17 protein-coding genes are annotated in these 16,976 nt (G+C 67.5%); 6 read left to right on the top strand and 11 right to left on the bottom strand.

Annotated elements, in window-relative coordinates; all coding sequences use genetic code 11:
* From LDL21_RS11785 to LDL21_RS11745, 9 genes are read right to left on the bottom strand one after another with little or no spacing between them, the layout of a single operon-like run.
* The gene (locus LDL21_RS11785) at positions 1–1,524 is read right to left on the bottom strand and encodes an aldehyde dehydrogenase (protein ID WP_225280031.1); all 1,524 of its coding nucleotides are present in this window, start codon (positions 1,522–1,524) and stop codon (positions 1–3) included.
* Positions 1,525–1,569: 45 nt separating this feature from the next.
* Positions 1,570–2,814: a metal-dependent hydrolase family protein gene (locus tag LDL21_RS11780; RefSeq protein ID WP_225280030.1), complete on the bottom strand. Its 1,245-nt coding sequence runs from the start codon at positions 2,812–2,814 to the stop codon at positions 1,570–1,572.
* Complete coding sequence (locus tag LDL21_RS11775) at positions 2,811–3,146, bottom strand: hypothetical protein (protein ID WP_181696054.1); 336 nt, start codon at positions 3,144–3,146, stop codon at positions 2,811–2,813. The genes LDL21_RS11780 and LDL21_RS11775 overlap by 4 nt, the downstream gene beginning before the upstream one ends.
* The gene (locus tag LDL21_RS11770) at positions 3,143–4,414 is read right to left on the bottom strand and encodes an aromatic ring-hydroxylating oxygenase subunit alpha (RefSeq protein WP_225280029.1); all 1,272 of its coding nucleotides are present in this window, start codon (positions 4,412–4,414) and stop codon (positions 3,143–3,145) included. The genes LDL21_RS11775 and LDL21_RS11770 overlap by 4 nt, the downstream gene beginning before the upstream one ends.
* A gap of 29 nt (positions 4,415–4,443) precedes the next feature.
* Positions 4,444–5,283 (bottom strand): TauD/TfdA dioxygenase family protein, encoded by an 840-nt coding sequence (locus tag LDL21_RS11765; protein ID WP_225280028.1) that lies wholly within the window; start codon positions 5,281–5,283, stop codon positions 4,444–4,446.
* 19 nt (positions 5,284–5,302) lie between these two features.
* Positions 5,303–5,638 carry a hypothetical protein gene (locus tag LDL21_RS11760; RefSeq protein WP_225280027.1) on the bottom strand — a complete coding sequence of 112 codons (336 nt, stop codon included), beginning with the start codon at positions 5,636–5,638 and terminating at the stop codon, positions 5,303–5,305.
* Positions 5,635–6,933: an aromatic ring-hydroxylating oxygenase subunit alpha gene (locus LDL21_RS11755; protein ID WP_181696050.1), complete on the bottom strand. Its 1,299-nt coding sequence runs from the start codon at positions 6,931–6,933 to the stop codon at positions 5,635–5,637. Before LDL21_RS11755 ends, LDL21_RS11760 begins: the two co-directional genes overlap by 4 nt.
* The gene (locus tag LDL21_RS11750; RefSeq protein ID WP_181696049.1) at positions 6,930–7,517 is read right to left on the bottom strand and encodes a carboxymuconolactone decarboxylase family protein; all 588 of its coding nucleotides are present in this window, start codon (positions 7,515–7,517) and stop codon (positions 6,930–6,932) included. The genes LDL21_RS11755 and LDL21_RS11750 overlap by 4 nt, the downstream gene beginning before the upstream one ends.
* Complete coding sequence (locus LDL21_RS11745; RefSeq protein WP_225280026.1) at positions 7,514–8,296, bottom strand: SDR family NAD(P)-dependent oxidoreductase; 783 nt, start codon at positions 8,294–8,296, stop codon at positions 7,514–7,516. The genes LDL21_RS11750 and LDL21_RS11745 overlap by 4 nt, the downstream gene beginning before the upstream one ends.
* Before the next feature lie 281 nt (positions 8,297–8,577).
* Here LDL21_RS11745 and LDL21_RS11740 point away from each other — a divergent pair, with 281 nt between their 5' ends.
* The 4 genes from LDL21_RS11740 to LDL21_RS11725 all read left to right on the top strand — a co-directional run bounded on the left by LDL21_RS11740 (position 8,578) and on the right by LDL21_RS11725 (position 13,067).
* The gene (locus LDL21_RS11740; RefSeq protein WP_225280025.1) at positions 8,578–9,156 is read left to right on the top strand and encodes a TetR/AcrR family transcriptional regulator; all 579 of its coding nucleotides are present in this window, start codon (positions 8,578–8,580) and stop codon (positions 9,154–9,156) included.
* A gap of 211 nt (positions 9,157–9,367) precedes the next feature.
* Positions 9,368–10,822 (top strand): LVIVD repeat-containing protein, encoded by a 1,455-nt coding sequence (locus tag LDL21_RS11735; protein ID WP_372462173.1) that lies wholly within the window; start codon positions 9,368–9,370, stop codon positions 10,820–10,822.
* A complete protein-coding gene (locus LDL21_RS11730) occupies positions 10,819–11,484 on the top strand; it encodes a DUF305 domain-containing protein (RefSeq protein WP_225280023.1) in 666 nt (221 codons plus the stop codon). Before LDL21_RS11735 ends, LDL21_RS11730 begins: the two co-directional genes overlap by 4 nt.
* A complete protein-coding gene (locus LDL21_RS11725; RefSeq protein ID WP_225280022.1) occupies positions 11,475–13,067 on the top strand; it encodes a GMC oxidoreductase in 1,593 nt (530 codons plus the stop codon). The genes LDL21_RS11730 and LDL21_RS11725 overlap by 10 nt, the downstream gene beginning before the upstream one ends.
* Positions 13,068–13,074: 7 nt before the next feature.
* Here the strand turns inward: LDL21_RS11725 and LDL21_RS11720 are convergent, their stop codons facing one another.
* Positions 13,075–13,701, bottom strand: coding sequence for a TetR/AcrR family transcriptional regulator (locus tag LDL21_RS11720; protein WP_225280021.1), 627 nt, complete (start codon positions 13,699–13,701; stop codon positions 13,075–13,077).
* 102 nt (positions 13,702–13,803) lie between these two features.
* Here LDL21_RS11720 and LDL21_RS11715 point away from each other — a divergent pair, with 102 nt between their 5' ends.
* Together LDL21_RS11715 and LDL21_RS11710 are read left to right on the top strand one after the other, a co-directional pair.
* Positions 13,804–15,393: an MFS transporter gene (locus LDL21_RS11715; RefSeq protein WP_225280020.1), complete on the top strand. Its 1,590-nt coding sequence runs from the start codon at positions 13,804–13,806 to the stop codon at positions 15,391–15,393.
* Between the two features lie 514 nt (positions 15,394–15,907).
* Positions 15,908–16,270, top strand: a complete 363-nt coding sequence (locus LDL21_RS11710) for a VOC family protein (RefSeq protein WP_225280019.1) — start codon at positions 15,908–15,910, stop codon at positions 16,268–16,270.
* A 44-nt stretch (positions 16,271–16,314) separates the two neighbouring features.
* Here the strand turns inward: LDL21_RS11710 and LDL21_RS11705 are convergent, their stop codons facing one another.
* Complete coding sequence (locus LDL21_RS11705) at positions 16,315–16,902, bottom strand: TetR family transcriptional regulator (protein WP_225280018.1); 588 nt, start codon at positions 16,900–16,902, stop codon at positions 16,315–16,317.
* Positions 16,903–16,976: the final 74 nt, after the last annotated feature.

The following is a 16,976-nucleotide window of genomic DNA, read 5'->3' as shown; positions in this document are numbered from 1 at the left end:
TCATGAGCGGTCTACCTGCTGCGGTCGGCTGGCCGTCGGCGCTGCGGTAACGGTTTGTGGCACTGCGGAATTCGCTGCCGCTGGTCGGATCGACAGTGACATCGTGTCGAGGTAGCCCGCGAGCCCCTCAGTACCGAATTCGCGGCCGATTCCGCTGTTCTTCATGCCGCCGAATGGTGCGACGGGGTCCATGCTGTACGGCTCGTTGATGCCGAGGGTGCCCGTGCGCACCCGGCGCGCCACCGCCGTCGCGCGTTCGATGTCGGGGGACCAGACCGATCCCGACAGCCCGTACTCGCTGTCGTTGGCAAGCGCCACGGCGTGCTCGTCGTCGGTGTAGGCGATCAGGCTCAGGACGGGACCGAAGATCTCCTCCCGGGCGATCCGCATGCTGTTGTCCACGCCCGCGAACAGCGTCGGCCGGATGTACCAACCACGGTCGATACCGTCGGGCAGTCCGGTGCCGCCGACGAGCAGCCGGGCACCGCTGCGCAGCCCCAGGTCGATATAGGCGCGGACGCGCTGCTGCTGACGCTGCGAGACCATCGGCCCGACACGGGTCGCGGGATCGAACGGGTCACCGACACAGAGGTTTTCGACTTCGGCCACCAGCGCGTCGGCGAACTCGGTCGCCCGATGCACGGGAACCAGGATCCGGGTCTGGGCGACACAGGCCTGTCCACCGTTCATCAGACCGGCGACCATCATGCCGGTGGCGACGGCCGCCGGGTCGGCGTCGTCGAGCACGATTGCGGCGGATTTACCGCCCAGTTCCAGGCTGACCCGCCGCAGCGCCGATCCGCACACCTGGGCCACCTGCCTGCCCGCGGGGGTGGAACCGGTGAACGAGACCTTGTCCACGCCCGGGTGCGCGACCAGATGGCGGCCCACCTCGCGGCCGCCGGGCAGAATGCTGACCACGCCGGGTGGCAGCCCGACCTGATCGAGCAGTTCGGCCATGTGCCGGGCGTCGAGCGGCGTCTCCGGCGACGGTTTGAGCACCACCGTGCAGCCGGCCAGCAGGGCCGGGATCAGCTTCGCGACGGTCAGGAACATCGGCATGTTCCAGGGAATGATCGCGGCGACGACACCCACCGGCTCGTGGCGGACCACCACGTCGCGGCCGAGGAATCCGGTTCTGGTCTCCTGCCAGCGGTAGCCCGCCGCGGTGTCGGCGAAGGCGCGCATCATGACGCCGGGCAGCCTCGCGTGTGCCGAGCGGGCGAAGGTGATCGGCGCGCCCATCTCGGCCGTGATGAGTTGCGCCAGTTCCTCTTCCCGCGCACGGTAGGCCTCGGCCAGGCGCCGGACCAGCGCTACCCGCTCCGCCGGGGCCAGCCGCGGCCACGGTCCGGTGTCGAACGCGCGGCGGGCGGCCGCGACCGCACGGTCGATATCGGCCTGCGCCGGGTCGGCGACGCGGGCGATCACCTGCTCGGTGTGCGGTGAGATCACCTCGATGGTCGCGCCGGTCGACGGGCGTACCCATTCCCCGCCGATGTAGAGCTGGTGACGTGGCGACATTGCTACCTCGATCCCTCGGGCGGTGAAGTGTTGCGGGCGAACGGCTTACGGCTTCTTGTGGATGCGGCCGTCCTTCATCACGAACCGCACGTCGTCGAGAACGGTGATGTCGGCGGTGGGATCACCCGGCACGGCGATGATGTCGGCGAGCAGGCCCGGCGCGAGCCGGCCGCGGTCGTCGACACCGATCAGTTCGGCACTGGTGACAGTGGCCGCGCGCAGCGCCTGGGCCGGTGTCATGCCGCGATCGACCAGTGCCCACAGCTCCTTCGCGTTCTGCCCGTGTGGCACGGCGGGTGCGTCGGTTCCGCAGGCGATCCGCACGCCGGCTCGGATCGCCTTGCGCAAGGTCTCCCGTGCCCGGGGAAAGACCTCGGCGGCCTTCTTCCGCAATGCGGGAGCGGCTTTGGACACATCCAGGCCTTCGGAGAGGTAGCTGGTGGGGACCAGGAAGGTGCCCTGCTCGACCATCAGCGCGAGGGTGTCGTCCTCGGCCAGCGACCCGTGCTCGATGCAGTCGACCCCGGCGCGCAGACAGGCGCGGATACCGGCGTCGCCGTGCGCGTGCGCGGCGACACGCACCCCCGCGCGGTGCGCCTCGTCGACGATCGCGGCCAGTTCCTCGTCGGAGTACTGCTGGGCGCCGGCGACGGTGCCGTGCGACATCACCCCACCCGACGCGGAGATCTTGATGACCTCGGCGCCGTATTTGATCTGGTAACGCACCGATTCGCGGACCTGGGGCACACCGTTGGCGCGGCCCTCCTCGACGGTGATCGGCATGATGTGCGGGGCGAGCCGCTGGAACATGGTCGGGTCGAGATGGCCGCCGGTCGGGGTGATGGCATGCCCGGCCGACACGATGCGCGGGCCCTCCAGCCAGCCCTGTTCGATGGCGCGCTGCAGGTCCACATCGAGCAGGTAGCCGCCGGTCTTCACCATCAGACCGAGGTTGCGGACCGTGGTGAATCCGGCGTGCAGGGTGACGCGGGCGTTCACCGAGGCGCGCAGGGTCCGGTACACCGGGTCGTCCTGCACGCCGTGCATCGGATTCGGCAACCCCGACGGATTGTCGGGCCCGCCGATGAGCAGGTTGACCTCCATGTCCATCAGACCAGGCAGCAGCGTGAGGGCACCGAGATCGATGACCTGCGCGTCGACGGGGATCTCGGCCGGATCGACGGCAGCGATCAGGTTGCCGTCGACGACGATCACCGCGGGTGTGTGCCGCTGCCCGGTCTCGACGTCGACCCACGCCGCGGCCCGCAGGACGACGCGTGACCCGCTCATAAGCTCGGCTCGAGGACGCAGGTGAGCGACGCGGCCCCGGTGTCGGGAATGCGCGGCTGGCGCCACACCTCGACGGGGAAGGACACCTGAACCATCGAATACAGCAGGTACATCAGGTTTTTCGCGTCCTCGGGCAGCTCGTCGAGCGCGAACTTGTCGCAGTAGGTGAGTGCGTCCTCGGCTCGCGCGGTGATCGCGTCGTAGAAGCGCTGCATCTCGGCCATGGTGGAGTTCAGCCGCCGGTCGTAGCGCTCGGTCTCGGTGGCGAGACACCACACCGCGGCGTACGGCTCGAGGTCGGCGAATTCGGTGGGCAGCAACTGTTCGCTCATCGCGGTGCCTCCGTGCGCTCGCGCTGGTAGTCCTCGACCCAGTCGGCGGCGACCTTGTGCAGGTGCCGCAACAGGATCTCCTGGTCGTTGAGCTGGAAGGTGCGCACCGCACGCGATTCCAGCATCAGCTGCGTCGCCTCGAGGGTCGAGGAATCCTGCAATCCGTATTCCTTGAAGGTGACCGCGGCCATTTCGTGTGCGACCCGATCACGCGGGGTACGCGCGGGCGTGAAGTACAGATTTCCCTCGAAGATGTGTGTGTTGTGCGAAGTCGGCCAGTACTGGTAGGTGAGATACCAGCCGCCCGACCAGATGAGAATGGTGAAATTCGGCCACAATTGGAAGGAATCGAGCCCCCAGGGTTCGCAGCCGGCGGGATTGAGACCGGCGGGCATCGGTCCGAGATCGGGAACATCCCACGGACCGAAAAGACCGCTGCGGGTGATGTCTTCCATCGGTTTGCGCATCGTCGGATCGAGTTCCCAGGTGACCACACCGGACGTGCTGACCAACCGGTGCGGACCGTCGAGCTGATAGTGCGGTGCCTCGAATCCGGCCTGCTGCGCGGCGACGGAGAAATTGTCCGGCGTCTGTTTTCCGTGCAGCACCGGTGCGTGATAGAACTCCTGGAAAGCGTCGAGGTAGAGCTTCCAGTTCGCGCCGACCTCGGACCGGTAGGAATAGCGTTCGGTGAGCTTGTCGAACGGATAGCCCTCGAGTCCGGTCACCATCGGGCCGAGGAATTCCCGCAGCGTCTGCTGTGGTTCGGCGGCCAGGTTGACGAAGATGAAGCCGGCCCACACCTCGCAGTGCACGCGTGCGAGACCGAGTTCGTTTTTGTCGAGATCGAAGAATTCGCTTTCCTGCTGCACGAAGGTCAGCGCGCCGTCGAGCCCGTAGCGCCAGCCGTGGTACTTGCAGGTGAACTGGCGGCATGTCCCGGAGGTCTCCTCGCGGGGAAACTCGTTCCACACCAGCTTGTTTCCCCGGTGCCTGCAGATGTTGTGAAAGGCGTTGACCGCGCCGTCGCGGTCGCGGACCAGGATCACCGAGGTGTGCGCGGCGTGGATCTCGCGGGTGAAATAACTGCCGGTGCGTGGAAGTTGCTCGACGCGACCGACATTGAGCCAGGCACGCTTGAAGATCGCGTCCCGTTCGAGTTCGAAGAACTCGGGGGAGATCGAGTCTTCGTAGGACATCGGTGCGGTACCGAGTTCCGGGTAGTGCTGTGTCCAGCTACCCTCGGCGGGTTTGGGCCAACGAGGCATGACTACTCCTGACGTGCTGTGTCGGTGGGTTATTCGATCGGTTCTTCACCGAGCACGGTGGTGCGCAACATCTCTCGCGGTGAGCCCGCCGGATAAGGGGCGGCGCGGTGGATGACGCCACGGTTGTCCCAGATCACGGTGTCGCCGACCGACCAGGTGTGCCGGTAGACGCGGTCGGGGGCGGTGCAGCGGCGCAGCAGGTCGTCCAGCAGCGCCCGGCTCTCCTCGGCGGGCAACCCGACCACATAGTCGGTCGAGGCGCCGAGCACGAGCGAGCGACGGCCCGATTTGTGCGTCCAGATGAGCGGATGCTCCTTGGTCGGGCGCCTGCGCCACGCCGCCAACTGCTCCGGTGTCGGGTCGGTGGTGACCCCACGCTGCGAGGCTTCGAGCGAATGCACCACCCGCAGCGACCCCAGGTAGGTGCGTTCGGCGGGGGACAGGTCGTCGTAAGCCCGGTAGGTGCTGGCGAATTCGGTCTCCCCGCCGCTGGTCGCGACCGCCTTGGCGGTGAGCACCGTCGCCATCTGCGGGTAGGCGTCGTCCTCGGGCGTGCAGCCGTCGATGTGCCAGTCGAAGGTGGCACGCAGATAGCTCGCCGAGGAGTTCTTGGTGGTGTCGAGACTGACCCGGTAGATCCCCTCCACCGGATGATGCCCCGGTGAGATGTCGACCTGGCCCAGCGTGCGGCAGAAGGCCACCTGGGTCTCCGGATCCAGATGCAGATCGCGGAAGACCAGCACCCCGTTGTCCTCGAGCGCCGTCATCACCGTCTCGGCGACGCTGTCGTCGGTGAGGAGCTGGTCGCGTGTCACGCCGATGACCTGGGCGCCGACGGCCTGCCCGAGTTTCTCGATGGTGATCGTCATAGTGGGGTTCCTTCGTGTCTCACGGCCAGGGCGCGGCGACGCGCTCGAGCTCGGCATCGGCGCTGTCGACCGGTTTGGGTTGCTGGAAGATTTCGACCGCCATGGCGACCATCACGAGCGAATACACCAGGTGCAGTAGGTGAATCGCGTCCTCGGGCAGGTCGTCGAGCGGGAATTTGTCGCAGTAGGCCAGGGCGTCTTCCAGGCGTGGAAAGCAGGCGTCGTAGAACTCGAGCAATTCCTGCATGGAGCTGCCGAGGCGGCGGGCGTAGCGCTCGTGTTCGGTGGCAAGACACCAGGTGGCGGCGAACCGCTCGAGGTCGGCGAAGGCGGGTGGGAGCATCGTCGACGTCATCGGGCACCGGCCTCGGTGCGGTACTGCTCGACCCAGTCGGCGACGACTTTGTGGAAATGGCGAACCAGGATTTCCTGATCGTTGACGGGGTACCGGGTGATACCCGCGGTGCGATACGCCGATTCCAGCGCCGTCTGCGTGCCGGTGAGCATGCCCGCGTCCTGGAGCGCGAATTCCTTGAACACCACCGAGGCGACTTCGTGTTCGACCCGCTCACGAACCGTGCGCGCGGGCTGGAAACACAGCATCCCCTCGAACCGGTGGGTGTTGTACGAGGTGGGCCAATAGCGGTAGAGCAGATACCAGCCCCGGTAGATGAGGATCTCGATATTGGGGAAGATCTGGAAGTTGTCGATGCCCCACGGTTCGATCCGGCCCGGATTCAAGCCCGTGGGCGGCTCACCGATGTCGGGTGATTCCCACGGGCCGACGAGACCGCTGCGGGTGACCCGTTCGATCGGATACATGAATTCCGCGGGCAATGTCCAGCGGCGCGCGCCGCCGGTCGACACCATCCGATGCGGGCCGTCCACCTGGAAATGCGCGCACTCGAAGCCTTTTCCGGGCGTTCGTACGGCACTGGGCACCTGCTGGGAATGCAGGCCGGGGACGTGGTAATACTCCTGGAAGGCATCGGCGAACAACTTCCAGTTGCTCTGGTTGTCGGCCGTGAACTCGTACCACTCCGTCATCTTGTCGAACGGATAACCCTCCAGATCGGTGATCATCGGGCCGAGGAATTCGCGCAACGTCTGGCGTGGTGTGTCGTCGAGATTGACGAAGATGAAGCCGGCCCACACCTCGCAGTGCACCGCCGCCAGTCCCAGCCCGGCCTTGTCGAGGTCGAAGAACTCGTCTTCCTGCTGCACGAAACTCAGTGAGCCGTCGAGCCCGTAGCGCCAGCCGTGATATTTGCAGGTGAACTGACGGCAGACCCCCGAGGTTTCGGCCTTGGGAAACTCGTTCCACACCAGCTTGTTTCCGCGGTGGCGGCACACATTGTGGAAGGCGCGCACCGTTCCGTCGTGGTCGCGGACCACGACGATCGACGTGCGGACCGCCTCGATTTCCTTCGTGAAATAGCTTCCGGTGCGCGGCAGTTGCTCGATCCGGCCGACATTGAGCCAGGCCCGCCGGAAGATCGCGTTCCGCTCGAGTTCGAAGAACTCCGGTGACACCGAATCCTCGAACGACATCATGGACGTGCCCAGTTCGGGGTAATGCTCGGTCCAACTGCCTTCGGCGGGCCTCGGCCACTGATGCCGGGTGGCCGGTTCTTCTACGAGTTCACTCATGATCGTTCCTCCCGTTCCGGGTCCGGTTGCAGCGCAACGCTGTTGAGCACCATCGCCAGGCACAGGTACGAGCCGGCGACGAACAGCAGCTCGATGAGCTGCCTGCTGTCGAAGTGCGATTCCAGCTGCGCCCAGGTCGGGTCGTCGACGCGGTGCCGGGCCAGCAGCTGATCGGTCATGGCCAGCAGGCACCGCTGCACCGGCGACCAGACCGGAGAATGCGATCCGTGGCGGATCGCGGAGATCTGTTCCTCGGTGACGCCGAGACCGGTGGCGATCCGGACGTGCTGCGCCCATTCGTAAGCCGACTCGCTGCGCCAGGCCACCCGCAGGATCACCAGTTCGCGGTCGCGTGGGTCGACCGTCGGCCGCTCGATGAGCTGCCCGTTGTAGGCCAGCCACGCACCGGCCAATTCCGTATGGTGAGCCAGCAATCCGAGAATGCCCGGCATGGCCGGGGCATCGGGCGCGCCGGACAGATACCGATCCGCCGATGTCACGTGACCCCGGAACACCGCCCGCGTGTCCTCGTCCCAGTCCCGCACCGGCAGCGGCGCCAGGCGGGGAGTGGCCGAGCTCCTCATATCACCGATCCGCCGTTCACGCCGAGAACCTGGCCGGTGATATAGCCGGCCTGTTCCGAACACAGGAAGACGCACGCCGCGGCGATGTCCTCACCGGTTCCCAAGTGCCCCACCGGAATCGCGGCCGCCATCCGTTCGTTGTCGGGCAGGTGCCCGGCGGCTTGGGACCGGCGCGACATCGGTGTGTCGATGCCCGAGGGCGGGATCGTGTTCACCGTGATGCCCGCCGCGGCGTACTCCCGCGCCAGGGCTTTGGTCATCGCGACCACCGCGCCTTTGGCGGCGGTGTAGTGCACCATTCCCGGCGAACCGCGCTGCGCGCTCGACGACGAGATCGTGACGATGCGACCCCACCCGGCCGCGACCATGTCCCCGACCACCGCCTGGGCGCAGTGGAAGACCCCGTTGAGGTTGACGTCGACGATGCGGTTCCACGCCTGCGGGCTGATGTCGGTGAACGGTGCGAAATCCACGGAACCCGCACTGGTGACCAGGATTTCGACGGCACCGAACTCGGCCCGCACCTTGTCCATGGTCGCCCGGACGGCAGCGCGATCGGTGACGTCGACCGCGGCGGCCATGGCCGCCGCACCGGTTTCGCGCAGCTGTTCGGCGGTGCGCTGCGCGGCCGCGCCGTCGATGTCGAGAACCGCGACCCGATGGCCCGCCGCGGCGAACGCGGCGCAGATCGACACGCCCATCCCGGAGGCCCCGCCGGTCACCACGGCGACCCGGGCGGGTGCGGTCGAGCCCGAAGGCGTTGGGGCTGTGTTGTTCATCCGAATTCCTCTGCTCTCGGCAAGGCAGCGAACACCCGTTCCGGGCGCGATGGCGCCGGCTGCGCGGCGCGGGAAACCCTTCACCGGTGGGAAGGGCGGTCAGTGTGAATGGCCGTCGGCGGGCCACCGAAATGACCCGTCAGGCCTGATCCGGGGTCTTAACCGACTGCTCAATTTGAGCGAGTGATTAAGATATACGTGACGACGCTCACCACTGTCAAGGGTGTAGCGCGACGCTCGCGAGCGGCGATGTGCCGCTCGCCCGACAGACAGGCCTACATGTGAAGCCCGCCCGTGACGCCGAGAACCCGACCACCCGTTCCGCTTTGCTCGACGCGGCCGAGCGCATCATGCTCGAGGAGGGCTATGCCGCCGTCAGCTCCCGACGCCTCGGCACCACGGCGGGCGTGAACCCCGCGCTCGTCTACTACTACTTCGGCAACATGGACAATCTGTTCGTCGAGTTGTTCCGGCGCGGCGCCGATCGCAGCTACGAACGTCAACTGCGCGCGCTGGCATCGCCGCAACCGCTGTGGGCACTGTGGGACGCCATCAACGACCAGTCCCAGACCGCGCTCACCATGGAATTCGTCGCGCTGGCGAATCACCGCAAGGCGATTCGGGCCGAGATCGCCGAGTCCTCCCGTCGATTCCGCGCGCTCCAGCTCGATGCCGTGTCCTCGGCGCTGGCCGATCACGGCGGCGCGGGCTACAGCCCGGGTGCGCTCATCCTGCTGATGTCGAGCGTCTCGCGCTTCCTGCGCATGGAGGAGGCCTTCGAGGTCGACACCGGCCATGCGGAGGTCGTCGAACTCATCGAATCGTTCCTGCGCGAGGTCGAAGGCGAGCGCGTGAGGTAACCCGCCTCTCCGCTGCGGGAACGTTCCTTCCGGCTTCGCTCGATTTCGTTCCGGCGGGCGAGTCCGAGTGGTAGCGTCCGATCGACAGTAACATGGTTACTACTCGAGAAAGGCGCCCTCACCTCGGGCGACGACTGCATACATGAGCACTATTTCTGCCCGTGCGCACTGGCGCGCCGGACTGATTCTCGTCACCGCGTTGCTGGTGTCGATGGGCGCGGTGAGCGCGCACTCCCAACCGGCCGCGAGCCGGGTCGACTGCCTGCCGGGATCCGCGCCCGAAACCGGCCTGCAGGGCGACGTTCCAGCGGCCGATCGCGACAGCGGACGGTCCCGCGAGGGATTCCGGTGCAACATGCGGCTGCTCGGCGCGGCGGGCGGTCGCGGCGGTGGCATCACCTCGGTCACCTTCGAGCACTGCGCCTACGTCGGCACGTTCTTCCCCGGTGACCTGCTCGGCCCCGACGCGGGCGTCCACGTCCTGGACGTGCGCGACCCGTCGGCGCCGGTGCACACCACCACGCTGACCGAGCCGGCGATGCTCGCCGGCACGTGGGAGAGCTTGAAGGTCAACAAGACCCGCAAACTGCTCGTCGGTGCGGGGGTGCCCGCGCTGGTCGGTGCCGGCCTGCTGTCGATCTACGACATCAGCGACTGCGCGCACCCGCGCCTGCTCAACCCCGGTACCGGTTCGAATCCGCTGCTGCCGCTGCCGATCACGGCGCACGAGGGTGGTTTCTCCCCGGACGGGCGAACCTATTGGAGTTCGGGCACGGCGCCCGGCCTGCTCAGCGCCGTCGACCTGACCGACCCGGCGAATCCCCGGGTGGTGTGGCAGGGGATGCCGGGGATGTCCATGCACGGGCTCGGCGTCTCCCCGGACGGCAACCGCCTCTATCTGGCGAACAACCTCGGCGGAATGAAGGTGCTCGACATCAGCGCGGTGCAGCGGCGCGATCCGTCTCCGCAGGTTCCCGAACTGTCGGACATGACCTGGTCCGACGGGTGGGCCACCCAGCACACCGTTCCGGTGACCTACGGCGGAGTGCCGTATGTGTTCGCCGTCGACGAGGCGGGATCGGGCGGTGTGAAACTCATCGATGTCTCCGACGACCGTCAGCCGAGGATCGCCGGGTCGATCAAGCTCGAGATCAATCTGCCCGAGAACCAGGACTCGATGCTCGCCTCGGCCGCGGGCGGCTCGTTGTTCGCCTACGACGCGCACTACTGCGCCGCCGACCGGCCCGCCGACCCGACCGCCCTCGCGTGCGGCTGGACCTCGTCGGGAATCCGCGTGTTCGACGTACGCGATCCCGGTGCTGTCCGGGAGATCGGTTACTTCAATCCGCCCGCGCGGACCGGCGAGAACGCCCAGCTCTGGAATTCCCCGCACGCGCTGGCCTCGATCATCGGCGTGCCGGTGCTCTCGGCGCCCGCGGTGGTCCAGTCCATGTTGCGCGGCGTGTTCGACCCCGCCCAGGCGCTGAGCGCGCGCAGCGGCACCCTCGCCCTCGGTGATCTGTCGACCGACTGGTGCTTCTCGCCACCGGAATGGCGTGGCAACCAACTCTGGACCACATGCGCGGACAACGGTTTCCTGGCGCTCGAGCTCTCGCCCGAGGTCTACACTCCGCCGCCGGACCAGGACTCGACGACCGGATCATGAGACGGCACAACGCTTTCCGATACGCCGGATTCGGTGCGCTGGCGATCTTGCTGCTCGCCATGGGAGCGGCGCTACGGCCTGCGCTGCCCACGACGACGAGCGCGCCGAAGGTGCTCAGTGAGACCGAGATCGGTTTCATCCAAGACATGCTGGCCCACCACACCCAGGCGATGCTCCTCACGCAACGACTGGACACCGGCGCCGACCCGTTCGTCGTGGGACTCGCCCGTCAGATCGCCGACGAGCAGCGCACCGAATCGGGCATGTTCCTCGGCTGGCTCCGGTTGGCCGGCGCACCGGTCACCAGCGACCGGGCCATGGCGTGGCTGCCGGATGACCTCCACGGGCAACGACATTCGGCAGGACAACCGATGCCGGTGATGCCGGGCACTGTCACGGCCGCCGAGCTGGACCAGCTCTCGGCCGCGCGTGGCACCGAGGCCGAGATCGTCTTCCTGCGACTGATGCTCAGACATCACGCGGGTGGCGTCGACATGGCCGCGGCGGCCGACGCCGTGCTCACGGGCGGCGAGGTCGAACGCTCGGCACGCGAGATCGTGCGCACTCAGGGCCAGGAGATCGGCCTGCTTTCCCTCCTACTGGAACGGCGCGGGGTCGACCCGTGCCAGGACGACACGATGAAGGTTTCGACATGCCGATGATGACCCGCCGCGCCCTACTCGGCGGTGCCGCAGGCGCCGGACTACTGCTGGCCTCCGCCCGCGGCGCCGCCGCCGCTCCCGGGATCGCCGCCCGCAGCGGCGGGATCCCACTCACCAGGGAGGAACGCCGGGCGGTGGTGATCGGCTCGGGCTTCGGCGGCGGCGTCGCCGCCCTGCGCCTGGCCCAGGCAGGTGTTCCGGTGCTGCTGCTCGAACGCGGCCGACGCTGGGCCACCGGGCCCAACTCGGAGACCTTCCCCCGCGCCACCCAGCCGGACAAGCGGTTGCTGTGGCATCGGTCCAGCCCGACACTCTTCGGCACACCCCTGATCTTCGACCGCTATGCCGGACTGCTCGAAGCGGTCTCGGGCACGGGGATGACCGCGCTGTGCGCGGCCGGGCTCGGCGGCGGATCGCTGGTGTACCAGGGCATGTCGCTGCAACCGACGCGCGAAGTCTTCGAGACGCACTTCCCGGCCGGGATCGACTGGGAGCGCATGGACCAGGTCTTCTACCCGAGGGTGGCGCGGATGCTCGGCCTGGCCACCGCGCCGGACGAGCTGGTCGACAGCGCCCCCTACGCGGCGGCGCGGATCTTCGCGGAGCGCGTGCGCGGCGCCGGACTGCCGCTGTCGAAGATCCCCATGCCGATCGACTGGAACTACGCGCTGGCCGAGCTGCGTGGGGAGATGAAGCCGTCCTACACCAACGGCGACGGCGCGATGGGGGTGAACAACGGGGGCAAGAACTCCGTCGACGTCACCTATGTCGCCGCCGCCGAGGCGACGGGCATCGTGGACGTGCAGACCCTGCACGAGGTCACCGACATCGAGCGGGCTCCCGACGGCCGCTGGGTGGTGCGGGTCGACCGCATCGACACCGGCGGCGTGGTCCTGGAGAACAAGGTCATCACGACGCCGACCCTCGTGCTGGCCGCAGGCAGCCTCAACACCACCCGCCTGCTGGTGCGCGCCGGTGCCAAGGGCGCGATTCCCGACCTGCCGGACGAACTGGGGAAGGGCTGGGGTACCAATGCCGACCGGATCTATGTCTGGCGGGATCCGTCGGCGAATTTCGGTGCGGCCCAAGGTGGCCCGGTCGTCTTCGGGAGCAAGAACTGGGACGATCCGCAGGCGGCGTTCACCTTCATCCAGGCGTCGATCCCGCCGCTGTCGCTGGACGCGGGCAGCACCATGCTCGTCGGGTACGGGGTGAGCGACGGACGCGGCGACTTCGTCTACGACCCCGGATCCGACGACGCGCGACTGCGCTGGCCCCACGAGGGTGACCGAGGCATCCAGGCGCACATCGATGCCGCGATCCGCCGTGTCGCGGGCCCGAGCGCACACCTGATCGACACCAACGCGATCTTCCCCTCCACCTGGCATCCGCTGGGCGGGGCGAACATGGGCAGTGTGTGCGATCTGGAGGGCCGGGTGCGCGGCCAGCGGGGCCTCTACGTCCTCGACGGCGCCCTCATGCCCGGCAATACCGCCGCGTGCAATCCCTCCATGACCATCGCCGCGGTGGCCGAGCGCGCGCTGGATGTCCTGGTGCGCAACGATGTCGGTGTCGTGATCTGACGGGCAGCTAGCCGGGGTGTCGCCCGGATCCGTCGGAGGTGATCGCGGCGCGGGCCGCGAGAAAGTCGTCGACGATCCGGGCGCAATCCTGGCGAGTCGATTCGCGCAGGCCGAGCAGTTTGGCGAAGACGAGCGGGCCGACCAGCTGCGACAGCGCGAAGTAGGTATCGAAGTCGCCCAGTTGCGCACGGGCCTCCGGTGTTTCGAGCACCTGGTCGAACGGTGCGCGGTACTGGTCGATGAGGCGCCTGCGCAGCGAGGTGATGGCGGGGCTGTCGGCCGTGCGGTCGGAACCGGTCGCCAACCACGCCAGGGTCGACACCTGCAGGGGAGTGTCCCTGATCGCGTCGGCCTGACGCGCGAGCAGAGTGATCAGCCGGTCGCGCAGCGGGCCTTCGGGTGGGGTCTGCACCGCCGAGGGCAGCAGGCGCTCGATGGTGGCCGCCCGCAACTGGACCGCGTTGTCGAAATGCCGGTACAGGGTGGTCCTGGCGACTTTGGACAGTTTGGTGACGCCCTCGATGGTCACCGCCTCCAGGCCGCCGTTCTGCAGCAGGGTGGTGGCGGCCTCGAGCAGCCGGGCACGTGACCGCACGCGGCGCGGGTCGACCTCGTCGGCGTCGAAATCACTCATATGGCCCAGTATTCCGCTGTCGACCATCTCGTAGGCCTACCTCCCGGCGCATACTTATGCTACATCTTGTAGCGAAGCGATACTGATAGTAGCGGAGGACAGATGGTTTCCACCGGACGTGCCCGATTGTCTTCCGTCCAGCGCCGCCTGCTGACGTTGTCTTGTCTCGCCGTGGTTCTGGTCACCGCTTCGATGGCCGCGCTGTACACCGCGCTGCCGCAGATCGCGGCCGATACCGGCGCCAGCCAGGCCGAACTCACCTGGATCGTCGACGGTTACACGCTGGCCCTCGCCTGCCTGGTCCTGCCGGGCGGTGCGCTGGGGGACAGGTACGGCAGGCGCATCGTCCTCATCGTCGGACTGGTGATCTTCGCCGTCGGTTCGGCGGCGCCCCTTGTGCTCGACAGCCCGCTCTGGCTGATCGCCACGCGGGTGTTCACGGGAATCGGTGCGGCACTGGTGATGCCGTCCACGCTGTCGCTCATCACCGCCGGCTTCCCCCTGGAACGCCGGGGCAGCGCGGTCGGATTGTGGGCAGGAGTCGCCGGTGTCGGCGCGATCCTCGGCATCCTCGGCTCCGGTGTGCTGATCGAAAACTTGTCCTGGGTCGCGATTTTCGTCGGGATGGCGATCGCGGGCGCGCTGCTGTCGGTAGCCGCGTGCACCCTGCCCGAATCGGTCGACACCTCGCGGTCGGCGATGGACCCACTCGGTACGGTGACCAGCGCTCTGGCCATCGGCGCGATCGTCGTGGCCGCCATCGAGGTACCCGCGCGGGGGTGGCTCGATCCGTTGGTGCTCGGTGCGACGGTCGCCGGTGTGGTCCTCGGTGTCGTCTTCGTCGTTGTCGAGAAGCGGGTGGCGCATCCGCTGATCGATGTCGGGCTGTTCGCCGACCGGGGTTTCGGCAGCGGCACCGCGATCGTGACGGTGCAGTTCCTGGTCACCTTCGGGCTGTTCATGCTGATCGTGCAATATTTTCAGCTGATCCTCGGCTACCGTCCGCTGGTCTCGGCACTCGCGCTCGCACCGATGGGCCTACCGATGGTGGTGATCTCCGTGATCGCACCCCGGCTCGCGACGCGGTTCGGGCTCCGGGTTCCCGCCTTCGCCGGTCTCGCGTCGATCGGTGCCGGGATGTTTCTCATCGCGCAGGTCGATGTGCACACCTCCTACCTGGACGTCCTCGGTCCGCTGCTGCTGATGAGCGCCGGAATCGGGCTGTGCACCGCGCCCGCGACCGCCGCCATCGTCGACGGCACACCCGTGGCGAAACACGGTGTCGCCGCCGCGGTCAACGATGCCGCACGTGAAGTCGGCGCCGCCGTCGGCATCGCCATCTCGGGCAGTGTGCTCGCCGCCGGATACGGCGAGCGGATCGCACCCGCGCTGCCGAGCCTTCCCGAGACCGCCCGCGAACCGGTCGGTGATTCGCTCGCGGCTGCCCTCGAGGTGGTCGCGCGGGCGGGACCGGTCGCCCAGCAACTCGGCGACTTCGCGAAATCCGCGTTCCTGCACGGCATGCGGGAATCCGCGATCGTGCTGGGATTCCTGACGATCGGTGCGGCCGTCCTCATCGCCGCGTGGGCCCCGGGCCGCCGTCCAACCGCCGATGCCGTGGACTCCGACGAGGACGTCGGCGGCCTCGAGCCAGGGGCTCGGAACGGTGTGGTCGAGATCGCGAAGGAGTAGTGGCTACGCCGGTTCCGTACAGGTGTCACGGTGGGCCTCTGGCCTTCACCCACGGCCAGGAATTCCTCGAGCGGCGAAGCTCAACGGCAAACGCCGGCGCGGCTCCACCCGTCGCACGCCGAATCTCTGGGCCCTCGCCCACGGCGAACTCGACGGACAACCCGAACGTCGCCGTCAGCACGCAGCGATGGACCTACGCATCGAACAATGAAGGCCGCCAAGACAATCCGGTATCGACGGTGCTCACGAAGGACCGCCCACACCGGCGGAACCCGGCTCGCTGGCATCACCGCGTCGCTGAACCGGACCACGGGCGGGTGTGAAGTATCGGGAAAGCGTGCCGATACTGATCGCCGCCTCGGCTGCGATTCGATTGGGCGAGACGTATGTGATCCCTGGTTTGAAGTTGTCCGCCGCCCGAAAAGGAGTGGAGCCGACCCACGACAGCGCGTTGGATGACTACCTGCGGCGACCGCCGCGCGGCCCGCGAACACCGATGACCGAGGAGTACATGATGCCGAAAGCCACACTGCGGGGCGTGACTCTGGACTGCGCTGATCCCCGGGCTCTTGCCCGGTTCTACCAAGAGCTGACGGGCATGCAGCTCGGCTACGACGCCGACGAATTCGTCGCTCTGACCGATGGTTCGGGTTGTGACCTGGGCTTCCAGCGGGTCACCGGATACCGGGCCCCCTCGTGGCCCGGCCAGGACGTGCCGCAGCAGTTACACCTGGACTTCAAGGTCGAGGACCTCGACGCGGCGGAGAAGTCTGCGTTGGGTCTCGGCGCGGTCAGGGTGGACCACCAGCCGAGCGTCGACCGGTGGCGGGTGCTGCTGGACCCGGCCGGTCACCCGTTCTGTCTGGTCGTCGGCTGATAGAGGACGTCAACGACGAGTCGCCGACGTGCCGAGGACTGGAACTATTGCGGGTCGGGATCTACGTGGACGTGGAGGAATCCTTGGTCGAGAAGACTGGAGCGGTCTGCTTTGCCGCCTGATCGGACCCATTGACTGGACACGGCATCCAGTACAGCGGTCGCGGCGTTGATCAGTAGATCTGCTGCGTACGCGTCGATCTCGACGCCCGGGCGAGCCTGGAGCGCGTCACCGACTCGCCCTCGCCACTCTGCTCGTCGTTGGTGGAGTCGTCCTATCAGTGCGGGGGTGGCCTCGATCAGCCGCAACGTAACCAGGACCTGCTCACTGGCATGGATCTCGCCCAGCCGGGCGCGGAGTACGTGATGGAGAGACTCCCAGGGGCTTTCGCCCGCAGGTCGAGCGGCGATGTCGGCGACCACGTCCGCGCCGGTGAGGTCTATGCCATCGAAGACGACGTCATCCTTGGTCGGGAAGTACCGGAAGAAGCTGCGCTTGGTCATGCCGGCTGCATGTGCGATCTCATCGACAGTCGTGTTCTCGAAGCCCTGGCGGGTGAACAAGTCGATGGCTACCTCGGCGATCTCGGCCCGCACGGCTCGCCGGGTCCGTTCCCTCAGTCCCTCACTCATGCACTCAGACTAAGCTGTACACTTGATGACTAAAGTGTCACCAAGTGTCAGAATCTCGGCGAGCGGAGTGATGG

This window comes from Nocardia rosealba (assembly GCF_020216065.1).
GTDB classification, from domain to species: Bacteria; Actinomycetota; Actinomycetes; order Mycobacteriales; family Mycobacteriaceae; genus Nocardia; species Nocardia rosealba.
This window is presented reverse-complemented; position numbering and strand designations above follow the sequence as displayed.